At 64.9% G+C, this 22640-nt stretch carries 23 protein-coding genes; 18 read left to right on the top strand and 5 right to left on the bottom strand.

What is annotated here, in order from left to right:
* From ACMDCM_RS10590 to ACMDCM_RS10570, 5 genes are read left to right on the top strand one after another with little or no spacing between them, the layout of a single operon-like run.
* Positions 1–972, top strand: coding sequence for an alpha/beta fold hydrolase (locus tag ACMDCM_RS10590; protein ID WP_412773523.1), 972 nt, complete (start codon positions 1–3; stop codon positions 970–972).
* Between the two features lie 45 nt (positions 973–1017).
* Positions 1018–1923 carry an alpha/beta fold hydrolase BchO gene (bchO, locus tag ACMDCM_RS10585; RefSeq protein WP_412773522.1) on the top strand — a complete coding sequence of 302 codons (906 nt, stop codon included), beginning with the start codon at positions 1018–1020 and terminating at the stop codon, positions 1921–1923.
* A gap of 50 nt (positions 1924–1973) precedes the next feature.
* Positions 1974–3515, top strand: a complete 1542-nt coding sequence (locus ACMDCM_RS10580) for a phytoene desaturase (RefSeq protein ID WP_412773521.1) — start codon at positions 1974–1976, stop codon at positions 3513–3515.
* Entirely contained in the window at positions 3512–4558 is a 1047-nt protein-coding gene (locus ACMDCM_RS10575) for a phytoene/squalene synthase family protein (protein ID WP_412773520.1), read from the top strand. The genes ACMDCM_RS10580 and ACMDCM_RS10575 overlap by 4 nt, the downstream gene beginning before the upstream one ends.
* Before the next feature lie 5 nt (positions 4559–4563).
* On the top strand, positions 4564–4698 hold the full coding sequence (locus ACMDCM_RS10570; protein ID WP_412774793.1) for a hypothetical protein: 135 nt from the start codon (positions 4564–4566) through the stop codon (positions 4696–4698).
* A 10-nt stretch (positions 4699–4708) separates the two neighbouring features.
* Here the strand turns inward: ACMDCM_RS10570 and ACMDCM_RS10565 are convergent, their stop codons facing one another.
* A complete protein-coding gene (locus ACMDCM_RS10565; protein WP_412774727.1) occupies positions 4709–5620 on the bottom strand; it encodes a hypothetical protein in 912 nt (303 codons plus the stop codon).
* Positions 5575–7104 (bottom strand): 1-hydroxycarotenoid 3,4-desaturase CrtD, encoded by a 1530-nt coding sequence (gene crtD / locus ACMDCM_RS10560; RefSeq protein ID WP_412773519.1) that lies wholly within the window; start codon positions 7102–7104, stop codon positions 5575–5577. Before crtD ends, ACMDCM_RS10565 begins: the two co-directional genes overlap by 46 nt.
* Positions 7105–7231: 127 nt before the next feature.
* On the opposite strand from crtD, the gene ACMDCM_RS10555 reads away from it, so the two are divergent.
* The 12 genes from ACMDCM_RS10555 (at position 7232) to ACMDCM_RS10500 (ending at position 17852) form a co-directional block, all read left to right on the top strand.
* On the top strand, positions 7232–8101 hold the full coding sequence (locus ACMDCM_RS10555) for a polyprenyl synthetase family protein (RefSeq protein ID WP_412773518.1): 870 nt from the start codon (positions 7232–7234) through the stop codon (positions 8099–8101).
* 143 nt (positions 8102–8244) lie between these two features.
* Positions 8245–9396, top strand: coding sequence for a methyltransferase (locus tag ACMDCM_RS10550; RefSeq protein WP_412773517.1), 1152 nt, complete (start codon positions 8245–8247; stop codon positions 9394–9396).
* 80 nt (positions 9397–9476) lie between these two features.
* Positions 9477–10415 carry a chlorophyll synthesis pathway protein BchC gene (gene bchC / locus ACMDCM_RS10545; RefSeq protein WP_412773516.1) on the top strand — a complete coding sequence of 313 codons (939 nt, stop codon included), beginning with the start codon at positions 9477–9479 and terminating at the stop codon, positions 10413–10415.
* Positions 10412–11410, top strand: coding sequence for a chlorophyllide a reductase iron protein subunit X (locus ACMDCM_RS10540; RefSeq protein WP_412773515.1), 999 nt, complete (start codon positions 10412–10414; stop codon positions 11408–11410). The genes bchC and ACMDCM_RS10540 overlap by 4 nt, the downstream gene beginning before the upstream one ends.
* Before the next feature lie 13 nt (positions 11411–11423).
* Positions 11424–13001 (top strand): chlorophyllide a reductase subunit Y, encoded by a 1578-nt coding sequence (gene bchY / locus ACMDCM_RS10535; RefSeq protein WP_412773514.1) that lies wholly within the window; start codon positions 11424–11426, stop codon positions 12999–13001.
* Positions 13001–14449, top strand: coding sequence for a chlorophyllide a reductase subunit Z (gene bchZ, locus ACMDCM_RS10530; protein ID WP_412773513.1), 1449 nt, complete (start codon positions 13001–13003; stop codon positions 14447–14449). Before bchY ends, bchZ begins: the two co-directional genes overlap by 1 nt.
* Positions 14450–14486: 37 nt before the next feature.
* Positions 14487–14714, top strand: a complete 228-nt coding sequence (locus ACMDCM_RS10525; RefSeq protein ID WP_412773512.1) for a hypothetical protein — start codon at positions 14487–14489, stop codon at positions 14712–14714.
* A 114-nt stretch (positions 14715–14828) separates the two neighbouring features.
* Complete coding sequence (pufB, locus tag ACMDCM_RS10520) at positions 14829–15059, top strand: light-harvesting antenna LH1, beta subunit (protein ID WP_412773511.1); 231 nt, start codon at positions 14829–14831, stop codon at positions 15057–15059.
* A gap of 14 nt (positions 15060–15073) precedes the next feature.
* Complete coding sequence (gene pufA / locus ACMDCM_RS10515) at positions 15074–15262, top strand: light-harvesting antenna LH1, alpha subunit (protein WP_412773510.1); 189 nt, start codon at positions 15074–15076, stop codon at positions 15260–15262.
* A gap of 107 nt (positions 15263–15369) precedes the next feature.
* On the top strand, positions 15370–16215 hold the full coding sequence (pufL, locus tag ACMDCM_RS10510; protein ID WP_412773509.1) for a photosynthetic reaction center subunit L: 846 nt from the start codon (positions 15370–15372) through the stop codon (positions 16213–16215).
* Between the two features lie 12 nt (positions 16216–16227).
* Positions 16228–17154 carry a photosynthetic reaction center subunit M gene (gene pufM, locus ACMDCM_RS10505; protein WP_412773508.1) on the top strand — a complete coding sequence of 309 codons (927 nt, stop codon included), beginning with the start codon at positions 16228–16230 and terminating at the stop codon, positions 17152–17154.
* 23 nt (positions 17155–17177) lie between these two features.
* Complete coding sequence (locus tag ACMDCM_RS10500; protein WP_412773507.1) at positions 17178–17852, top strand: biliverdin-producing heme oxygenase; 675 nt, start codon at positions 17178–17180, stop codon at positions 17850–17852.
* A 179-nt stretch (positions 17853–18031) separates the two neighbouring features.
* Here the strand turns inward: ACMDCM_RS10500 and ACMDCM_RS10495 are convergent, their stop codons facing one another.
* Together ACMDCM_RS10495 and ppsR are read right to left on the bottom strand one after the other, a co-directional pair.
* The gene (locus ACMDCM_RS10495; protein ID WP_412773506.1) at positions 18032–20203 is read right to left on the bottom strand and encodes a GAF domain-containing protein; all 2172 of its coding nucleotides are present in this window, start codon (positions 20201–20203) and stop codon (positions 18032–18034) included.
* 18 nt (positions 20204–20221) lie between these two features.
* Complete coding sequence (gene ppsR / locus ACMDCM_RS10490) at positions 20222–21580, bottom strand: transcriptional regulator PpsR (protein WP_412773505.1); 1359 nt, start codon at positions 21578–21580, stop codon at positions 20222–20224.
* A gap of 377 nt (positions 21581–21957) precedes the next feature.
* On the opposite strand from ppsR, the gene ACMDCM_RS10485 reads away from it, so the two are divergent.
* The gene (locus ACMDCM_RS10485) at positions 21958–22368 is read left to right on the top strand and encodes a c-type cytochrome (protein WP_412774726.1); all 411 of its coding nucleotides are present in this window, start codon (positions 21958–21960) and stop codon (positions 22366–22368) included.
* Between the two features lie 8 nt (positions 22369–22376).
* Here the strand turns inward: ACMDCM_RS10485 and ACMDCM_RS10480 are convergent, their stop codons facing one another.
* Positions 22377–22640: a hypothetical protein gene (locus ACMDCM_RS10480; protein WP_412773504.1), complete on the bottom strand. Its 264-nt coding sequence runs from the start codon at positions 22638–22640 to the stop codon at positions 22377–22379.

Genomic DNA, 22640 nt, shown 5'->3' with positions numbered 1-22640 from the left:
ATGTTGCAACCCCCGTCAAACGAACGCGCTTCGGGCATGGCTGCGCCCGGCGGCGTCACGATGCCGCCGCCGCTGCCCGGGCCGCGCATCGAACTCGACGACGCGCGCGCCGGACGCATCGCTTTTTACGGGGAGGATGCGGCGGCCGCCGGAGGCGTGCCGCCCTTGCTGCTCGTGCACAGCATCAACGCGGCGGGCTCCGCCTACGAAATGAAGCCGCTGTTCGATCACTATCGCGGCACGCGCGCGGTCTACGCGCTCGACCTTCCGGGCTTCGGTCTGTCCGACCGCAGCGAAAGAACCTATACGCCGCGCCTGATGACGGACGCGATCCATGCGGCGGTCCGCGAAATCCAGTCGCGCGCCGGCGATGGCGCGATCGACATCGTCGCGCTGTCGCTCGGCTGCGAGTTCGCCGCGCGCGCGGCGACCGAGACGCCCAATGCCTTCCGCAGCGTCGCGCTGATCAGTCCGACCGGTTTCGATCGCCGCGCCGCGCGCGCCGCGGAAAAAAATCCAAGCCTTGAGGGGACGCGGGCGATGCCGTGGCTGCATCGGCTGCTCAATATTCCCTTGTGGAGACACGGCCTGTTCGCCGCCTTGACGGCGCGCGCCAGCATCCGCTTCTTTCTGGAGAAAACCTGGGGCGCGAAGAACATCGACGAGGCGCTGCTCGACTACGACACCATCACGACCCACCAGCCGGGCGCCGAGAACGCACCTTATTATTTCGTGGCGGGCTATCTCTTCAGCACCGGCATCCTCAAGCTTTATCAAAGCCTGTCAATGCCGGTGTGGGTGGCCCACGGCGTACGCGGCGACTTCGTGGACTTCGAGGAAACGCGCGTCGTGAAGCGGCTGCCGAACTGGAGCATCGAGGCGTTTCAGACCGGCGCCATGCCGCATTTCGAAATACCAGACGAATTCATCGCCCGCTTTGAAGCTTTTCTGAACCGGGCCAAAGCGGCGTGATGGCGTCCGTGCGCGCGTCCTTACGTCAATCAGGTTGACGGTACGATGGGTTCAAGACTGTCATGGAGCACCGACGGTTCCGGCTGGCCCAACCGCCAGGCCAGCCGCTTCGTCGAGGCCGCCGGGTATCGCTGGCATGTTCAGGTGCTGGGGCAGGGGCCGGTCGCGCTGCTGGCGCACGGCACCGGGGCCGCGACCCATTCATGGCGCGCGCTGATGCCCCTGCTGGCGAAGCGGTTCACGGTGGTGGCGCCGGATTTGCCGGGGCACGGATTCACCGAGACGCCGCGCGCCCACCGGATTTCGCTCGTCAGCATGGCGCGGGATCTCGCCGCGCTGTGCGTGAAGCTGGAGGTGAAGCCGCAACTCGCGGTCGGTCACTCCGCTGGAGCCGCGATCCTTGCACGCATGGCGCTCGACGGTCTCATCGCGCCGAGGCTGATCGTCAGCCTCAATGGCGCTTTCCTGCCGTTCGATGGACTTGCGGCGTTCGTGCTGTCGCCGCTCGCCAAGGCGCTGGCGTTCAACCCGCTGATGCCGTGGATCTTCGCCCGGCGCGCCAGAGATCCGGCCGCCGTGCATCGGTTGATCGTCAATACGGGATCGACCATCGACGCGCAGGGCGAGCGGCTTTACGGCAGGCTGGTTGCGAGCCCCGCCCATGTCGCGGCGGCCATGCAGATGATGGCGAACTGGGATTTGCGCCCGTTGGTGCGGGACCTGCAGAAGCTCCGATGCGAGCTGCGATTGATCGCGGCCGCGAAAGATCGGGCCGTGCCGCCCGATGTCGCGTGCCGCGTCCGTGAACTGACGACGAACGCAAGATTGGAGATTGTGCCCGGTTACGGTCACCTGATGCACGAGGAGGCGCCGCAACTGACCGCGGTCATGATCGTGGAAGCCGCGGTCGCGAGCGGGATTATCGCGATGCAGCATGGAATGTCAGTTTAGTTTGACATTTTGTCTGGCGCATTCGTCAATTTAGATTTACGCTTCCTCTCATGCTCGACGCCTCGTCACGCATGGTCGCGCGTCCGTCACGCGCCGATACGCGCCCGCATGCTGTCGTAATCGGCAGCGGGTTCGGCGGTTTGGCCGCGGCGGTGCGCCTGGGCGCGCGGGGCTATCGGGTGACCGTGGTCGAGAAACTCGACGCCCCGGGAGGCCGGGCCTATGTGCACCGGCAGGACGGCTTCACCTTCGACGCGGGTCCCACGATCATCACCGCGCCGTTCCTGTTCGAGGAGTTGTGGCACCTGTGCGGCCGCCGGCTGTCGGACGACGTGACGCTCCGTCCGGTTTCGCCATTTTATCGCATTCGCTTCGACGACGACGCGCAATTCGACTGCTCGGGCGATGCCGGGGCGATGCGCGAACAGATCGCGCGGTTCGCGCCGGGCGACGTCGAGGGCTATGAGCGCTTCCTCAAGGCCAGCGAGGCGATCTTCAAGGTCGGCTTCGAGGAGCTGGGCGACGTGCCGTTCGACTCCTGGACCGACATGGCCCGGATCCTGCCGGCGATGTTGCGGCTCAAGAGCTACCGCACCGTTTATGATTTCGTCGCCGCTTACGTCCGCGACGAACGGCTCCGCGTCGTGCTGAGTTTTCATCCGCTGCTGATCGGCGGCAATCCGTTCACGACCACGTCGATCTATTGCCTGATCGCGTTTCTGGAGCGGCGCTGGGGCGTCCACTTCGCCATGGGCGGCACTGGCCGGCTGGTGGACGGGCTCGTCAGTCTGATCGAGGGACAGCAGGGCACTGTGCGTTGCAATGCGGAGGTCGCGGAGATTCTCACGCGGCGGGGCGCGGCCGTCGGCGTGCGGTTTGCGTCAGGCAAAGTGCTCGACGCCGATATCGTGGTGTCGAACGCCGACTCGGCCTGGACCTATCGAAAACTTCTGCCGGGGATCCGGCGCAAGCGGTGGACCGACCGCCGCATCGACCGCGCGCGCTACTCGATGAGTCTGTTCGTGTGGTACTTCGGCACGCGCCGCCGCTACGACGACGTCGCGCATCACACCATCCTGCTCGGCCCGCGCTATCGCGCGCTGCTCGAAGATATTTTCGAGCGCAAGGTGCTGGCGGAGGATTTCAGTCTCTATCTGCACCGGCCGACCGCGACCGATCCTTCGCTCGCGCCGCGCGGCTGCGATGCCTTCTACGTGCTGTCGCCGGTTCCGCATCTTCAAAGCGGCGTCGACTGGTCGTCGCAGGCGGAGCCGTATCGCCGCCGCATCGCGCAGGCGCTTGCCGCGACCGTGCTGCCCGGTCTCGACCAAGAAGTCGTCACCTCGCGGATGCTGACGCCGCAGGATTTCCAGGACCGGCTGTCGTCCTATCGCGGCGCCGCCTTCGGCCTTGAGCCGATCCTGACCCAGAGCGCCTGGTTCCGCCCGCACAACCGCAGCGAGGAGGTCGCGCGGCTGTATCTCGTCGGCGCGGGCACGCATCCCGGCGCGGGTCTTCCGGGCGTGCTGTCGTCGGCGCGGGTGCTCGACGACATCGTGCCCGATGCCCGTTCCCTGGAGGTGATGACGTGACGCCCGATTCCGATATTGCAGCCTGCAAGGACCTGCTGCGCGGCGGCTCGCGCACCTTCTTCGCCGCCTCCCTGGTGCTGCCGCGCGCGGTCAGCGAACCCGCGATCGCGCTTTACGCCTTCTGCCGTCTCGCTGACGATGCCGTCGATCTCGATGGTGGCCGCGCCGACGCGGTCGCCCGGTTGCGCGAGCGGCTGGCCTGCGTCTACGCGCGCCGGCCGCATCCCTTGGCAGCGGATCGCGCGTTTGCGGATATCGTCACCCGCTTCGCGATCCCGCGCGAACTGCCACAGGCTCTGCTGGAGGGCCTGACATGGGACACCGACGGCCGCCGCTATGAGACGCCGGACGTGCTTGTCGATTATGCCGTCCGCGTCGCCGGGACGGTCGGCGCCATGATGTCGTTGCTGATGGGCCGGCGCGATCCGGCCGTGGTGGCGCGCGCCTGTGATCTCGGCATCGCGATGCAACTCACCAACATCGCCCGCGATGTCGGGGAGGACGCGCGCGCCGGTCGTCTCTATCTGCCGCTGCAATGGATGCGCGAGGCGGGACTCGATCCCGACGCGTGGCTGGCCGATCCGCGTCACGACGGCCGGATCGCCGGGGTGATCGCCCGCGTCCTTGCACTCGCCGACGTGTTCTATCGCCGCTCCCGCGCCGGCATCGGGGCGCTGCCGGCGTCATGCCGCCCCGGCATTCACGCGGCTTGCCTGATCTATGCCGGGATCGGACGCGAGGTGGAGCGGCGGAGTTGTGATTCCATCTCCGGCCGCGCGGTCGTGCCGGCGTCCCGCAAGGGCGTCCTGCTGCTCGCCGCCTTTGCCAGGGCGTTCGGCGCGCAAGGTCGGGTCAGCAGTCATGTCGAGCCGGCCGCGCGTTTTCTGGTCGAGGCGGTTGCGTCGTCGCCTGCGCCTGCATCCGCCGTTCTTCCGGTCCGACCGCCGCGGCGGCGCACCGGCGAACGGCTGTTGTGGGTGATCGACCTGTTCGAACGTCTCGAACGCCGCGATCGATTTTTGCGGTCCGGTCACGCGCCATGAACGGGATGGGCGGACTCATCGAGTTCTGCGTGGTTGCGATGTTCGCGCTGGGCTGGGCGCTGCTCGAATGGCAGGGGCGGCGGCTCGACCGCAAGCGCGGCGAGCGCGAGCCGGGCGAGGGGCGAAGCGCCGGCGACTGAGAACCTCATGCTACCATCGCGGCATGCGGAAGGGCAGCATCGCCTGCACGATCGGCATGCGGAAGCGGTCCAGCGACAGGCTCTCGTGAACGAGATCGACGGACTCGCCGAAAAGGCTCGCCGACACTTGCGAGCGCGCATAGAACGGCGCGTCCTCAAGCGTCCGCGTCACGGTCGGGGGAGACTGCGCGTCGCTGTGAGCCGTCCGCGCGATGCGCCAGCCCGTTGACGGCAGTCTGGCCCGCGGCGGCAGCGCGAGGCGGTCGATCGCGCCGGTCCGGTCGAGACGCAAGGCGAGGCTGGCGCTGTCGGCGCTGCCGCGCGCCGTAGTGTCGTAAGAGACGATCGTTCCTGTTCGGGTGCCGGCGCGAGACCATTCCCATCCCCGGAAATCGTCTTCGAGAGGCGCTTCGCCGTAATTCATGTCGAAATAGCCGCCGCCGAGCCACCGCATGGTGGGCGCCTGGAAATCGACCTGGACGCGCGAGCAGGCGGCGATCGGCCGCCAGTGGTGACGGCCGGCGGCGTCCAGCGCGAAGGTCTCCGCGGTCAGCGCGGACGGATAGACCCGGACGGTGCCCCGCAGGCGGGATGGAAGCGGACAAGTGACTTCGTCGATCCTGAACGTAAGCGCGTCGCCGTCCCAGTCAATGCAACTCGGTCCGATCACGAATTCACGGGCGTCGCGGCGGATCGCGCCGCGGCGGCGCTCGGTCATCGCCCAGCATTTGCGCTTTTCGCCATAGAGCGCGACGTTGAGCGCGCAATGGTCGAGCGGATCGGCGGCCCGTCCGAGCCGGCGGGCGAGTGCGTAATAGGGCGAGAACACGCTGCCGACGAAGGCGATGAGCGTGATGCCTTGTCGGCCGTCGTCGCTCAGCGCGTCGACGTACCACCACGCATAGCCGTTTTTCGCGACGATGCGGTCGAGCCCAGGTCCGCGATCAGGCTCGCCGCCGCCATCCGCCCCGACAGCGCCGCCATCGGCACGCCCGGTCCCGGATGCACGCTCCCGCCCGCCAGATAGAGGCCCGGAAGCTTCGTTCGCACACCCGGCCGCTGGAACGACGCCAACCAGCCGTGAGAACTGCGGCCGTAAAGCGCGCCGCCCGTCCCTGGAAACATCCGCTCGAAGTCGGTCGGCGTGGTGACCTGCGTCAGTGCCGGCGTGGTCCTGAGGGTGAGCCCGCATCGCTCCAGCATTCCGAAAACCCGCTTGGCGCATTCGCTGATCTCCTCAGGTGCGTAACGATGTTGGTCGCCGACCGGCGGCGCGTTGGCCAGCACGAACAGCCGTTCGTCCGCGGCAGGCTTGGCAGGGCCGTCGTCACGGTCCTGCGCGCAGACATAGACGGTCGGCTGGTCCGGCATGCGGCGGTGGCTGAAGATGCTGTCGAATTCGGCGCGGTAGTTTTTCGAAAAGAACACCGAGTGCCGCAGCAACGGAAATCCGCTGGTCGTGGCGATGCAACTCCATGTCATCGCCGACAGCGAGCGCGCTCTGTCGGGAACGTTTGTGGCGAACCGCGCGGTGTCGCGGCCGAGCAGGCCGCGCGCGAGTGCGGCGACGTCGGCCGTCACGATCACGGCGTCAGTGTCGATGCGCTCGCCGTTCGCGAGGGCGATGCCGGTGGTGCGGCCGGAGTCGACGAGGATGTCAGCGACGTCGGTGTCGTAGCGCAAGGACGCGCCGTGTTTTGCGGCGATTGCCGACAAGGCCGCGGCGAGCCGGTGCATGCCGCCTTCGATCGACCAGACGCCTGCGCTCTCGACATGCGCGACCAGCATCAATGTCGCCGGCGCATCGAACGGCGACGATCCGCAATAGGTGGCGTAGCGGCCGAACAATTGCTGCAGGCGCGGATCGCGGAAATATCCGCCGAGAGCCTTCCAGAGCGACTGGAACGGCTTGATGGACAGCAGGTCGCGAAAGCCCGCGCTTCGCAGCAATGCGGCCATGCTCGGCTCGGGCGCGCAGATGAACGGCTCGCGGAGCACATTGAAGATCTTCTTCGCGTCGGCGCTGAAGGTCCTGAAGCCCTGGGCGTTGGCGCTGCCCGCGAAATCGCCGATCGCGTCCGCCGTGCGCGCCTCGTCCGCGAACAGGTCGAGGCGGCTGCCGTCGGTCCATGCGTGGCGCGCGAGCACGTCGAGCGGCTTGAGCGCGACGTGGTCGTCGAGCCGCTCGCCGATCTCGTCGAACAGGGCATCGAACACCCAGCGCATGGTGAAGACGGTGGGGCCCGAGTCGATCCGCCGGTCGCCGATGGCGGCCTCGCGCATCTTGCCGCCGGGGCGGCCGGACCGCTCGACCACGGTGACGTCGAGGCCGCGGGCCGCCAGCGTGACGGCCGCGCTCAATCCCGCGATGCCTGCTCCGATCACCACCACCCGGCGGCTGCCCATGATGCGCCTCGCAAACAATCCACTTGCAGTCCGAAAATATCTGTCTATTCTTATTTACATGTCAATTGTCAATTATAACTGACGCAAGATGCTGACATAGCCGGGCAGGCCCGGCCAGGAGGTTGCCATGGATGTTGCGACCCGGATCGAAGGAGCCCTCAACAAGGCGGTGGGATCGGCAGAACAGTCTGGATGTCCGCCGCGGTTGGCCGCGGCGATGCGGGCCTCGGTGTTTCCGCGAGGGGCGCGGGTCCGGCCAAGGCTTTGCCATGCGGTCGCCAGCGCGTGCGGCGATGACGAGCCCGGCGCGACGGAAGCGGCAGGCGCCGCGCTCGAGCTGTTGCATTGCGCCTCTCTCGTGCACGACGACCTGCCGTGCTTCGACGACGCCGCATTGCGCCGCGGGCGACCTTCCGTCCACGCAGCCTATGGCCAGCCGCTGGCGGTTCTCGCCGGCGATGCGCTGATCGTTCTCGCGTTTCAGACCATGGCGCGTGCCTCATGCTCGCCGCGGCGGCTGGTCAGGCTGATCTCGACGGTCGGCGCGGCCGTCGGCGTGCCTTTCGGGATCGTCGCCGGCCAGGCCTGGGAGTGCGAGGACGAGATTGATCTGTCGCGCTATCATCGCTCGAAGACCGGCGCGCTGTTCGCCGCAGCGACCGTTTGCGGCGCGGTGGCGGCCGGCGTGGAGGATGCCGAGGCATGGCGCGCGCTCGGCGACAAGATCGGCGAAGCCTATCAGGTCGCCGACGACATCAGTGATGCCGCAAGCGACGAGGAGGAGGCGGGCAAGCCGGTCGGCAAGGATGCCGCGCTCGGACGTCCAAGCGCGGTGATCCGCTATGGAATCGCCGGCGCCATCTCGCATCTGCACGAGCTGGTTGCCGAGGGCATCAGCGCGATGCCGCCCTGCGCCAACGCGCACGAGTTGAGGCGCCTGATGGAGCAGGAAGCCAGGCGTCTGGTGCCGAAGCGGCTTGCGCAGTTCGCCGCCTAGCGTTTTTCCGCTTCTGACAGAATCGGAAGCGGAACTTCCATCTTTGTTTCGACGCGTTTCTTCGCGCGAACCAGAATCAGCCCACGGTCAGGCCCGAGGGCATGCTTCGCTCGAAAACGCGACAGTGGACGGCGAGGCCAGCCATGACCGCCGGCGACGGACTGCCCGGCGACGATATGCCGATTGTTCGCGGCATCAGTGAGCGTTGGCGGGGCTTGCGCGACACGCTGCTGTCCAGCAGGCGCTTCCAGCGCTGGGCCGCGGCGTTTCCCCTGACCCGGCCGGTGGCGCGCCGCCACGCCGTCGCGCTGTTCGATCTCTGCGCGGGCTTCGTCTATTCGCAGGTGCTGGCCGCCTGCGTGCAGCTCGACCTGTTCTCGTTGTTGCAGCACGGCCCGCAGCCGGCCGCGACACTGGCCGCGCGCTTTTCCATTCCCGTGCAGGCGATGACGGCGCTGCTGGAGGCGGCGGCCTCGCTGCGCCTGCTGGAGCGGCGCGGCGAACGCGGCTTCGGTCTCGGCCCGCTCGGCGCCGCGTTGCTTGGCAACCCCGGTGTCGCCGCGATGGTCGCGCACCATGCGGCGCTCTATGCCGATCTCGCCGATCCCGTCGCGCTTTTATCCGGAACGAGCGGCGAGCGCCGGCTGTCGCGCTACTGGCCTTACGCCGCCGCGCCTTCCGCGCCGGAACTGACGCGCGCGGCGGTAGCGCCCTATACCGCGCTGATGGCGGCCTCGCAGCCGATGGTCGCGGAGATGGTGCTCGGCGCCTATTCCTTCGCGCGGCATCGCTGCCTGCTCGACGTCGGCGGCGGCGACGGCAGTTTCCTGATCGCGGCAGGACGTCAGGCTCCCCGCCTGGAGTTGAAGCTGTTCGATCTGCCCGACGTCGCCGCGATCGCGCGTGAAAAATTCGCCGCCGCCTCGCTCGGCGACCGAGCGTCGGTCGCCGGCGGGAATTTTCTGGCCGACGCCCTGCCGCGCGGGGCGGATGTGATCTCCTTGATTCGCGTCGTGCATGACCATGGCGACGAGGCGGTCCTGAACCTGTTCGCGCGGGTCCGGGAAGCGCTTCCCGAAGGGGGCACGCTGGTGATCGGCGAGCCGCTGGCGGGCGCGCCGGGCGTCGATTCAGTGGGGGCGTATTTCGAAATCTACCTCCAGGCGATGGGAAGCGGGCGTCCCCGCACCTTTGCCGCGACGCGGCAACTTCTTCATCTGGCAGGCTTTCGCAACATTCGTCGGCGCCCGACCCGCATTCCCCTGATCGCAAGCGTCGTTGTCGCGCAGTCCTGACAATCTAAGTGTTAATTTCAGTTGACATTAGGATTGGTAAGGATAACCTGACACTCGGACCGTCAATCCTGGGAATAGCCATGGATACGCTAGCCGTCGTATTTGAAAGGCCGAGGCAGTTGTCGCTGCAACGGCTGACCCTGGCCGACGTCCCCGACGGCGATCTCGCGGTCGATGTCGAATGGAGCGCGATCAGCACCGGCACCGAGCGCCTGCTGTTCGAGGGCCGGATGCCGGCTTTCCCCGGCATGGGTTATCCGCTGGTGCCGGGCTATGAGGCGGTCGGCCGGGTCCGGTCCTGCGATGCCGATTCAGGCTTCCGTAAAGGCGAGCGGGTGTTCGTGCCCGGCGCCGCCGGCTGCTTCGGCGAGGTGCGCAGCCTGTTCGGCGCGGCTGCGTCGCATCTCGTGGTGCCGGCGAAGCGCGCGGTCGCGTTCGACGCTGATCTCGGCGAGCAGGGGACGCTGCTCGCGCTGGCCGCCACGGCCTATCATGCGTTGCGCGGCGACCCGAAGCCGGATTGCATCGTCGGGCATGGCGTGCTCGGGCGACTCCTTGCGCGCCTGACCATTGCGCTTGGCGGCGCGCCGCCGGTCGTGTGGGAGCGTAATCCGGACCGCGCGTCTGGCGCGCTCGGCTACGACGTCATCGATCCCGCCGCCGATCCGCGGCGCGACTATCGCGTGATCTGCGATGTCAGCGGCGACGGCTCGCTGCTCGACAGCCTGATTGCCCGTCTCGCGCCCGGCGGCGAGGTCGTGCTCGCGGGATTTTACAGCGCGCCGCTCAGTTTCGCTTTCCCGCCGGCTTTCATGCGCGAAGCGCGCATCCGCATCGCCGCCGAATGGCGTCACGACGATCTGGTCGCGGTGCGCGACCTGATCGATTCCGGAAAACTCTCGCTGGACGGATTGATCAGCCACCGCGAAGCCGTCGTGTCGGCGGCAAGCGCCTACCGGATGGCGTTCGATGATCCGGCCTGTCTGAAAATGATCCTCGACTGGAGTGCATCTGCATGAACGTCCATCCCAAGCTCAGCGCCATGACCGACAATCTTCGCGCCGAGGCGGCGATCGAACCCGATGCGCCGGTCACCGCGCCGCCGACGAAGACGACGCAGATCATCGCGATCTACGGCAAGGGCGGAATCGGGAAGAGCTTCACGCTTGCCAACCTGTCCTACATGATGGCGCAGCTCGGCAAGAAGGTGCTCCTGATCGGCTGCGATCCCAAGAGCGACACCACCTCGCTGTTGTTCGGCGGCCGCGCCTGCCCGACCATTCTCGAAACCTCGTCAAAGAAGAAGCTCGCCGGCGACGAGGTCAGCATCGGCGACGTCTGCTTCAAGCGCGACGGCGTGTTCGCGATGGAACTCGGGGGACCGGAGGTCGGCCGCGGCTGCGGCGGTCGCGGGATCATCCACGGCTTCGAACTGATCGAGAAGCTCGGCTTCCACGACTGGGGCTTCGACTATGTGCTGCTCGATTTCCTGGGCGACGTCGTCTGCGGCGGCTTCGGCCTGCCGATCGCGCGCGACATGTGCCAGAAGGTCATCATCGTCGGCTCCAACGACCTGCAATCGCTCTACGTCGCCAACAACGTCTGCTCGGCGGTCGAGTATTTCCGCAAGCTCGGCGGCAATGTCGGCGTTGCGGGAATCGTCGTCAACAAGGACGACGGCACCGGCGAGGCGGCCGCTTTCGCGCAAGCCGCCGGCATTCCCGTGCTGTCGTCCATACCGGCGGACGACGATATTCGCCGCAAGAGCGCCAGCTACCAGATCATCGGCAGGCCCGGCACGCCATGGGCGCCGCTGTTCGAGGAGCTTGCGGCGCGCGTCGCGGACGCGCCGCCGCAGCAGCCGCGCACGCTGACGCATGACGGATTGCTGAGTCTGTTCAAGAGTTCTGACGTCGGACGCGATGTCGTGCTGGAAAAGGCGACGATCGAGGACATGTGCGGTCCGCAGGTCAAGGCGAAGCCTTCGCTCGAAGTGATCTACGACAACGTATGACGGACATGACGCCATGAGCGAAGTACTTCGCCAGGACCTGACGACGAGTGAGAGCGGCATTCAGGCCGCGGCTCCCGTGCTTGAGTCTGCGCCTGAGTCCGCGGCGACGGCCGTGGGCGGCTTGAGCTGTCATGCCGGCAAGGACGAATTGAAGAAGGCCGCCGAAGCGGCGGGCAAGAGCGAGACCCTGGCGCGCTACGCCGCCGACTATCCGGTGGGTCCGCACGACCAGCCGCAAAGCATGTGTCCGGCGTTCGGCTCGCTGCGCGTGGGGCTGCGCATGCGCCGCACGGCGACGGTGCTGTCAGGCTCGGCTTGCTGCGTCTACGGACTGACCTTCACCTCGCATTTCTATGGCGCGCGGCGCAGCGTCGGCTATGTGCCGTTCAACTCCGAGACGCTGGTGACGGGAAAGCTGTTCGAGGACATCCGCGACGCCGTGTTCAAGCTCGCCGATCCTGCGCAATACGACGCGGTCGTGGTCATCAATCTGTGCGTGCCGACCGCCTCCGGCGTGCCGCTGCAAATCCTGCCGAAGGAAATCAACGGCGTCCGCGTCATCGGCATCGACGTGCCGGGCTTCGGCGTTCCCACGCATGCCGAAGCCAAGGACGTGCTGGCGGCGGCGATGCTGAACTACGCGCGGCGCGAGGCAGAGCAGGGGCCGGTGCAGGCGCCGCGCACGCCGCAGTCCGGCAAGCCGACCGTGACCTTGCTCGGCGAGATGTTTCCGGCCGATCCGGTCGGCATCGGCATGCTGCTGGCCCCGATGGGTCTCGCCGCCGGTCCGGCCGTCCCGACGCGTGAGTGGCGCGAACTCTACGGTGCGCTGGATTGCGCCGTGGTGGCCGCGATCCATCCGTTCTACAAGGCTTCGATCCGAGAATTCGAAGCCGCGGGCCGCACTGTTGTTGGCTCGGCGCCTGTCGGCTGCGACGGCACCGCCGCCTGGCTCGATGCGGTCGGGTCCGCTTGCGGGATCGCGCGGAGCGCCATCGACGCGGCGAAGAACGCCGCGCTGCCCGCGATCGCCGGCGCGCTCGCCGACAAGACGATCCGCGGCCGCATCACGTTGTCGGGCTATGAGGGATCGGAGCTTCTGGTCGGCCGGCTGCTGGTCGAAAGCGGCGCGGACCTGCGTTACGTCGGCACCGCCTGCCCGCGCACGCCGTGGTCGGACGCGGACCGCGAGTGGCTCGAAGCCAAGGGCGTGCGCGTTCAGTATCGCGCCTCGCTCGAGCAGGATCTCGCGGCGATGGAGGAGTTCGCACCCGATCTCGCCATCGGCACCACGCCGGTCGTGCAGAAGGCGAAGGCCAAGGCCACGCCTGCGCTCTATTTCACCAACCTGATTTCGGCCCGCCCGCTGTTCGGCGTCGCCGGCGCGGGCTCGCTCGCCCAGGTCGTCAATGCCGCGATCGCCGGCAAGGCCCGCTTCGACACCATGCGCGAGTTCTTCGAGGGCGTGGGCGAGGGCGACAAGGCCGGGATCTGGCAGGACACGCCGACGCTGCGGCCCGATTACCGCGAGAAATTCCGCAAGGCCGCGCTCGCGCAGGCCAAGAAGCGCAAGTCAGAGGAGATGATCTGATGCTTGTGCTCGATCACGATCGCGCGGGCGGCTATTGGGGTGCGGTCTATGCGTTCACCGCGGTCAAGGGCTTGCAGGTGATCATCGACGGGCCGGTCGGCTGCGAGAACCTGCCGGTGACGTCGGTGCTGCACTACACCGACGGGCTGCCGCCGCACGAATTGCCGATCGTGGTGACCGGACTTGCCGAGGACGAACTCGGCCAGAAGGGCACCGAGCAGGCCATGAAGCGCGCGCGCGCCGTGCTCGATCCCGATCTGCCCGCGGTGGTGGTGACGGGCTCGATCGCCGAGATGATCGGTGGCGGCGTCACGCCCGAAGGCAGCAACATCAAGCGCTTCCTGCCGCGGACGATCGACGAGGATCAATGGCAGAGCGCCAACCGCGCCATGTCCTGGCTGTGGAGCGAATACGGCCTGCGCAAGATTCCCGAACGCAAGCCGCGCGCCGAAGGCGTGAAACCGCGCGTCAATATCATCGGCCCGATCTACGGCACCTTCAACATGCCGTCCGATCTCGCCGAAATCCGTCGCCTGGTCGAGGGCATCGGCGCCGAGATCAACATGGTCTTTCCGCTCGGCAGCCACCTCGCCGACGTTCCGAAGCTCGTCAACGCCGACGCCAATGTCTGCATGTATCGCGAGTTCGGACGGCTGCTGTGCGAGACCCTGGAGCGGCCTTATCTGCAGGCGCCGATAGGCTTGCATTCCACGACCGCGTTCCTGCGCTCGCTTGGTGAGATTCTCGGGCTCGATCCGGAGCCCTTTATTGAGCGGGAGAAGCATACGACCATCAAGCCGTTGTGGGATCTCTGGCGTTCGGTCACGCAGGACTTCTTCGGGACCGCGAGCTTCGGCATCGTCGCCAACGAGACCTACGCGCGTGGCGTAAGGAATTTTCTCGAGGTCGAGATGGGATTGCCCTGCATGTTCGCTTTCGCGCGCACGGCCGGGACCAAGACCGACAACGAGACCATCCGCAAGGCGGTGCATGAGAAGACGCCGCTGGTGCTGTTCGGCAGCTACAACGAACGCATGTACGCGTCCGAGGTCGGGGGCCGCGCCATCTACGTCCCGGCATCCTTTCCCGGTGCGATCATCCGTCGGCATACCGGTACGCCTTTCATGGGTTATGCGGGCGCGACCTACGTCGTGCAGGAAGTCTGCAACGCATTGTTCGATGTCCTGTTTCACATCCTTCCACTGGCGACGAATCTCGACCAGGTCGAGTCGACTCCTTCTCGCGTGCATCGCGAGCTTGAATGGGATGAAGACGCCAAGCGGGCCCTCGATCGAATGGTCGACAGCCAGCCCGTGCTGGTGAGGATCTCGGCAGCCAAGCGCCTGCGCGACGCCGCCGAACGCAACGCCCGACGCTCCGGTACGGACCGGGTGACGGCTGACCTGATCGCGAAAGCGGGCTCTCTGCTGGAGGGACAGGCCGCATGAGCGTGCAATCAATATTCAACCAGGCAAGGAGACGCAAATGTCGATGCATGACCTGTATGACGTGATCAGTCGCGATGCCTTACCGAGGCCGAAGGCCAGGTTCGAATATTTTCTGATCTATTCGATATGTTTTGTCCTCTATCTGGCGCCGGTTGCCCTCCGCCATCTCGTGAGGACAGCGAACGGCGAGCGTCGCAACACTGTCTTCGGTGAAGTGAGCGAGCTTGCGGCGAATTGCGCCGCGATGCCGTTCGGAGGTCTTTGAAGAAATTCGTGCGGACGCCGCACGAATGGCCATGCCGGCAACGGGATGGCATTTCGACGCCGCTCATACCGCGAGCGGCATTCGGCCGAAAGGCAAACACAGGAGGTACCGCACATGGTGGACGGACCAAGCAAGGGAGGCTCTCTGTCGGGGCTGACCGAATCGGAAGCCAAGGAATTCCACAGCATCTTCATGACGAGCTTTGTGATCTTCACGGTGATTGCGATCATCGCGCACATTCTCGCCTGGATGTGGCGTCCCTGGCTGCCGGGCCCCGGTGGGTATAAGGACGCGATGGATGGAGTCGTCCATTACGCCAGTATCGTTAGCTCCTACCTGACCTAGAGAAGGAGAAAGCTATGTGGCGCATGTGGCTGTTATTCGATCCGCGCAGAACGTTGGTCGCATTGTTCACGTTCCTGTTCGCGCTGGCGTTGGTGATTCACTTCATCCTGCTCAGCACGAACCGGTTCAACTGGTTGGAAGGACCTCGTCCCGTAAAGACGTCGTCCATTTCCGGCCATGCGACCCCACTCAAGCCCGGCTAACGGACTCGACAAGACAGGGATGCGGACGGATCGGACGACAGATCCGTTTCGCCCGCTTCCCCATTCGCAACAGGAAACTTCATCATCGACACCGGAGGAAATGACCGATGGCCATGCTCAGCTTTGAACGCAAATATCGCGTCCGCGGCGGGACATTGATCGGCGGGGACCTGTTCGATTTCTGGGTCGGACCGTTCTATGTCGGCTTTTTCGGTGTGACGACGATCTTTTTCACCTTCGTCGGCGTGTCGCTCATTCTCTATGCCGCGGCGCTTGGGCCGACCTGGAATATCTGGCAGATCAGCATCAACCCGCCCGATGCGAAATATGGACTGTCTTTCGCCCCGTTGGCGCAAGGCGGGTTCTGGCAACTGATCACGGTGTGCGCGCTGGGCGCCTTCGGCTCGTGGGCACTGCGCGAAGTCGAGATCTGCAGGAAGCTCGGGATCGGCTATCATGTGCCGGTTGCGTTCAGCTTCGCGATCCTGGCCTACTTCACGCTGGAGGTGATCCGTCCCGTGCTGATGGGGTCGTGGAGTTACGCCTTTCCTTACGGAATTATCTCGCATCTCGATTGGGTGTCGAACACCGGCTACCAGTTCGGGAATTTTCACTACAACCCCGTGCACATGATCGCGATCAGCTTCTTCTTCACGACATGCTTCGCGCTTGCGCTGCACGGCTCGCTGATCCTGTCGTCGACCAATCCCGGCCGCGGCGAAGACGTCAAATCGCCGGAGCATGAAAACACCATGTTCCGCGATCTCCTCGGCTATTCGATAGGCACGCTCGGCATTCACCGGCTCGGCCTGTTCCTCGCCTTGTCCGCGGTTTTCTTCAGCGCCGTCTGCATCGTGATCAGCGGCCCGGCGTGGCTGCGGCCGGAAGGCGCGCCGTGGTCCGATTGGTGGGAGTGGTGGCGACACGTTCCGATCTGGTCTCCGCGGGGATGATGGGAGTTTGAGATGGCTCAATATCAAAACATATTCACGCAAGTTCAGGTCCGCGGTCCGATCTATCCGGGAATCCCGCTTCAGCCGGGCGTCTGGGACCGAATGGGCAAGGGCGGATTCAACTATTGGTTCGGCAAGCTGGGAGACGCGCAGATCGGTCCCGTCTATCTCGGCTTTCTCGGCCTTGCCTCGCTGATGTCGGGGTTCGTTGCGATCGAGATCATCGGTCTCAACATGCTTGCGTCGGTGCACTGGAGTCCGCTCGAGTTCATCCGGCAGTTTCCGTGGCTGGCTTTGCAGCCGCCGGACGCCAAATACGGCTTGCAGATTTTTCCGCCGCTGAAGGAAGGCGGCTGGTGGCTGATGGCCGGCTTCTTCCTCACCACCGCGATTCTGCTCTGGTGGCTGAGAACCTATCGTCGCGCCCGCGCGCTCGGTCTCGGTACCCACGTCGCCTGGGCGTTCGCAGCGGCCATCTGGCTCTATCTCGTGCTCGGCTTCATCCGGCCGATCCTGATGGGAAGCTGGAGCGAGGCGGTTCCGTTCGGCATCTTCCCGCATCTCGACTGGACCAATAATTTCTCGATCAGCCACGGCAATCTTTTCTACAATCCGTTCCACATGCTCTCGATCGCGTTCCTCTACGGTTCGGCATTGCTGTTTGCGATGCATGGCGCGACGGTGCTCGCGATCAGCCGCTACGGCGGCGAGCGGGAGATCGAGCAGATCGTGGATCGCGGAACGGCGTTCGAACGCGGGGCCTTGTTCTGGCGCTGGACCATGGGATTCAACGCAACGGCCGAATCCATTCATCGCTGGGCATGGTGGTTCGCGGTGCTTTGCCCCTTGACCGGCGGTATCGGCATTCTACTCTCGGGGACGGTGGTCGATAACTGGTTCGATTGGGGCGTGAAGCACGGCCTGGCGATGGCTCAATAAGACTGCGGTGTGTTCGAGGACGCATGCTGGAACGTACGAATAACGCCGGGTGCATGCCGCGCCCGGCGCGCCTGCTGGAAGCCTTGCGAAGCCGGACACGCGATCTGCATGTGCAGGCGGAGCGGTCCGGGGTGATTGCGGACATCCTGCGAGGACAGGCCACGCGAGACGGCTATGCGTTGCTGTTGCGGAATCTCCTGCCTGTCTATCACGCCCTCGAAGAGCAATTGACCGGCGCCGTACGATCACCGCCGGTCAGACCGCTCGTACGCCCCGAATTGGCGCGCGCCGCCGCCATCCGGGAAGACCTGAACTCCCTTGCGGTCGATATCCCCGCGTTGCCCGTGCTTCCCGTCACGACCGAATACGTCGATGCGATCGTGCGGGCGGGCATGGGCGATGGCGGTCGACTCGTCGCGCACGCCTATGCGCGCTATCTCGGCGATCTCAGCGGCGGTCAAATCCTCAAGCGGCTGCTGGCGAGGTCGCTGGATTTGCTTCCCGTGGAACTGTCGTTCTACGACTTCTCCGTCATCGACGACGTCCAGGCTTTCAAGGCGGACTACCGGGCCGCGATCGATCGGGCAGGCGACGTGAGCGAGGACTTCGATGCCATCGTCGAGGAAGGCGCGCTGGCTTTCGAGTTGAACATCGCGCTGTCCGTGGCGCTTCAGGCCGAGGCCGCGCGGGGGCGATAGGTCATGATGCTCTGAGCGTCATGCGCGGACTTGATCCGCGCATCCATCTTCTCGAAAAAGTACGGATTGTCAGAGCGTTTTCAAGCGAAGTGGCTACCGGTTCGCGTAAAGAAAACGCCTCAAATCAAAATCATAGAGCCTCGCTTCTGATTCCATCAGAAGCGGAAAGGCTCTAAGCTCTAACCGTCGGCATGCGAGGTGTGCCAGATCAGGTGCGCGAGGATGTCGAGCGTCCGGTCGGCCGAGGTTCGGATGCCGTCGAGCATCTCCGGCATGCGGCTGGTCTCGGCGCCATGGGTGACCTCAAGCGCTGCCAACTGCGCATTTTCAACGACGGACGCCGCCAACTCTCGATAAAGCACGCTGTCCCCGGGATCGAATCGCCGGCTGGGGCGGCTTCTGCTGGTCATGTCTTCCTGGAAACGGTTTCGGGCCGCCTCGGCCGCCTTGCGCTCGCTGAGGTCGGAGAAGATCAGGACAAATCCGAGCGCGCGATTGTGCGGCCCGATGACGGGATCGGCGCGGATCATCAGCGGACGCGGCTGCGTCCCCTTGGCGTCGATCTGCACCTCTCCGCGCCAGCTTCGTTTATGGCTGAGAAGGTCCTCGAGATTGGCGCGATACTCGGCCGGCGACGACAGATACTTGCTGAGATCGCGCAGGTGCTGGAAGTGGGGATGCGCCGCATGAAGGTGCTGTTCGAAGGCCTCGTTCAGGAGAAGAATTCGGCCTTCGACGTCGGCGATGATGACCGGCTGTTCCGAGCGCATGACCTGCCGGCTGATCGTCTCGAGTTGATCCTGCGCGATCACCATCCGCACCGAGCGGAATTGCAGCGCGACGTCGGCGACGATTCCCCCGATCATGCGCGCGGCCGAGATGTCGGACGGTGACCACGGATCGGATTTTCCTTCGACCAGTTGATGCCACTGCGCGAACGAGCGTCGCGGCGAGAGATCGGACGGATCGTCCCCGACGATGACGGGCTTGAGCGGATCGCCTCCCCACGTCACCGTGGTGACGCGCTCCGGCCGGAACCAGATCAGATATTCGCCGGGGCTCGCCGACAGCGGGGCTGCGATAAGCCCGCTGGCGATGGATCGAACGGCCATGAAGGACGGTTCGTCGATGGTCAGGGACGTCGTGACGAAATTGTCGGGCGCCTGGCCTGTCCGTTCCTTTCGTTTGTCATCCAGCCACCGGCCGATCTCGCGGATGCGCTGGGTCGCCGGGACTTCGCCGGCCGTGACGACCCGTTCCTCGAACAGCATCGCCGCGCCCGATGCGCCGAGCGGCTGCAGCAGCGATTGCGCGTCGTCGAACAGCGCGGTGTGCCAATGGCCCTCGCGCGACACCGCTTCTATCAGCCGCTGCTCGATCCTGCGGACCGTGAACTCGGACTGACTCTGCGCGAAGCTTTCGAGCGCGGCGATGCGGATCGCGCAGGCTTCGGCCAGCGCCTCGCAGATGGCGCGGATGTCGTAAGGCGCAAAGCGCGGCTCGTAATGGTGGCACGCCACCAATCCCCAAAGGCGGTTGCTGACCATCAGGGAACAAACCAGCGTGGCGCCGACGCCCATGTTTTGCAGGTATTTCTGGTGAATGGGCGACATGCTGCGCAGGCAGCTCAAGGACATGTCGAGATCGCGGCCGTTAAGGGGGGACAGCCGCGGTTGCAGGGGCACCGGCGTGTAGTTGACATCGACGAGCAGGCGGACGCGGTTTCGCTCGTACAGCCGGCGGGCGATCTGCGGAATGTCCGATGCGGGGTACCAATTGCCGAGGAAAGCTTCCAGGTCCGGGCGTCGTCTTTCGGAAAAGACCTCGCCGTGCCCTTCCTCGTCGAAGCGATAAACCATCACGCGGTCATAGCCGGTGAGATCCTTGAATATCGCGGCGGTTTCGTCGCAGAGCGCGCGCAGCGACGACGCCGAGGTGATACGGTGAAGGGCCCCGTCGAGCGCCAGCGCAACATCCGAGGAGCGGCCCGCCGGTTCGAACTCGAGGATGAACCCGCCGTTGGACGGACGATGAACGGTGCAGTTGAATTTGCGCTGTGGGGTTCCCAGGCTGCAGCGCACGGTCATCGGCTTCTCGTCCAGAGGTTCGCCGAGGCACGGAAGGAGTTCCGGCAGCAGGCGGCTGTCCAATGCGGAAAGGGGGAGACCGACGACCTGGTCGATTTTCAGGAATTTCTCTGCGTTGGCGCTCGCCTGAATGATGACGAAGTCCGGTTCCTGCACGGCAAGCAGGACGCCATGCGGTTGGATCGACCCCGCGAGATGAATTTGCTCACGCTCGCAATTCGCGAGCGTCGCCTGTCCGAAGGCGGGAGATGCAAGGGCAACCAATCGCTCCCTCCTTGAGGATTATGCTTCTTCGCTGTCCGGGTCTCGCTCGCTCAGATTATATCGGTCAAGTTTGGCGTAAAGACTCTGCCGGCTCAAGCCCAGAATTTCCGAGGCCGTCGTGCGGTTTCCTTCGGCAAGCTGCAGGGCGGCGCGCACGTAGTGCTGTTCGACGACCTCGACGGTGCGTTTGACCAGCTTGCGCAGAGGCGTTTTGCCGACGGTTTCGGTCATGGCGGCTAATGCCGACCTGAGGTCGTCGCTTTCGAACGTTGGCGAAAGGCGCCGTGAGACGTTGCGCAGGATAAGAACGATCCGCGTCTCGGTTCCCTGCTGATACCCGGAACCGGAAATTTCGATCTCTGTTTCGGTGCCCAACTCGCCTTGTATGGAGGTCGAAAGCAGCCGCACCATGCCGTGCCGCTGGATGTTCGAAATCACCACGCTGACGTCGGCGCCCGGCCGCAGAAGCCAGCGGCCCAGGCTTTTGTCGACGACAGATTCCGCCGACCCGACTTCAACGAGATCCGCAAATGCGCTGTTGGCTCTCTTGATCGCCCCGTTCTCGTCGAGGATCGTCACCGCGTCCGGAATGCGATCCAGGCAGCTTGCGCTGGTGTCGCTGTCCGGCTCTGCCTTGGTCACCGTGCCGATGGGGGTCATCTGCAGGAGGTAGGCCGGCATCGACTCGTGCGTCATCAGCGATCCGCGCAAGGTCCAGGGGACCGCCGCTTCGCCGAGATGGATCACGATGCTCGGCGCCTTGCCCAGGTCGCGGACCCGGCGCAGCATCAACTCAACGGTCTCGCGCTCCCGGCTCGCGATCTCCTGGAGGAAATCGCGATCCACCAAACTTTCCTTGCGGCGGCCGGCACCCGACAGCACGGTTGAGGCGGTCCGGTTCGCTTCAACGATTTTGAGGTCCTCGACCTTGACCATCAACACCGCATCGCGGGCGTCCTCGATCACGAGGCGGTATCGGGTTTCAATCTCGCGGAGTTTCCAGTAATCGCGCTCGATTGTCTGTTGCGCGGAGATCAGCCGGGCCTGCAACTCGGCGACGGCCTGGATGTTCTTGCCGACCGCCAGCATCCCGGCGCGGCCGCCCAGCAGCACGGCGGTGAATTCCATCGGCAATTCGAGACCGCTGGGGAATCTCTGGGTGATTTGCCGGAAGGCCGAGATTCCCGTCCGGCGCGTGTCCTGCATCATTTGCAAGATCTTTTCGCCCGATGTGCCGACGACGTCCGACCATGGGAGGCCCACCCAGCCGTCGATATTTTCCCTGGCCAGGAAACGTGACAGCGTGGCCTCACGGATGACGCCGTCCATATCAAGAAGTAATGTCACGTCGGGTTGGGGTGCGCTGAACACCGACATCGCTTTTCGTATCCAGATTCAATCGCCGGACCGGCGGCAAACATGACGCGCGATTGCGGCGGGCCATCGGTAACACATTGAGAATCCAGTCAATGTGTTCCGGTTTGCTCACGTCGGTGGGGCGAAGTCAAGCCGTTTTCTCGCCTCTTCGTCTTTAGTCCAAGCCTTTCCAACTTGCTCTGCGGTCCGGGTGAAATTTCCGAAGCGAGAGGGAACAACAGTTGGTGAGGATACCTTGACTGTGACAAGATGAATTGACAGTTTATATTGTTAAGAGTCGATCACGAAACAAGTAACATCGACGACAACAGATCGGGAGCGAGAAAGTGACAGTCAGGAATGCAATATGTTGCGCCTTGGGTATTTCGGCGATCGCGCTGGCTGTCGCCAGCCCGAGCTTCGCAGCGGGTGAAGGGTCCGGTGGCGACCCTGCGAAAGGGAAGCAGGTTTTCAAGCAATGCATGATGTGTCATCGGATAGGTCCCGATGCGAAGAACATGGTGGGTCCCGTCCTGACCGGGGTCATCGGCCGACATTCCGGCACATATCCGGGGTATTCCTACTCGCCGCTGAACAAGCACGCCGGCGAAAACGGCCTCGTCTGGAGCGAGGATCTGATCTACCAGTATCTTCCGGACCCGAACGCATTCCTGAAAAAATTCCTGACCGACAAGGGCAAGGCCGATCTGGCGACCGGAACGACCAAGATGACTTTCAAGCTCGCAAACGAGCAGAAGCGCAAGGACGTGATCGCCTACATCAAGACGTTCTCGCCGAATGCGAAGTGACCTGACCGTCATCGCCAGCGCTGTCGGAGATCGACAACGTTGGCGATACCGGCGAGCGCGAGGCACGCAGTATACCACGGCCACGGATGGCCGCTGAGCGCCAGGCGTAGCGCGACCAGCAGCAACGCGCCGGCGAGAAGATTGGGCAGCAACCGCGCCGGCGTGATGCCGCGGCCAGTCTTGCGCCAATAGAGCGTGATCGCGACCGTCTCGACGGCGACGACGATCAGAATCAGATCGACGACGTGAACCCCTGACAGAAAGTCGATCAT

It is taken from the genome of Nitrobacter sp. (genome assembly GCF_047149785.1).
Classification (GTDB): Bacteria; Pseudomonadota; Alphaproteobacteria; order Rhizobiales; family Xanthobacteraceae; genus Nitrobacter.
The sequence above is the reverse complement of the archived record's forward strand: the minus strand, read 5'-3'. Positions and strand labels throughout refer to the sequence as shown.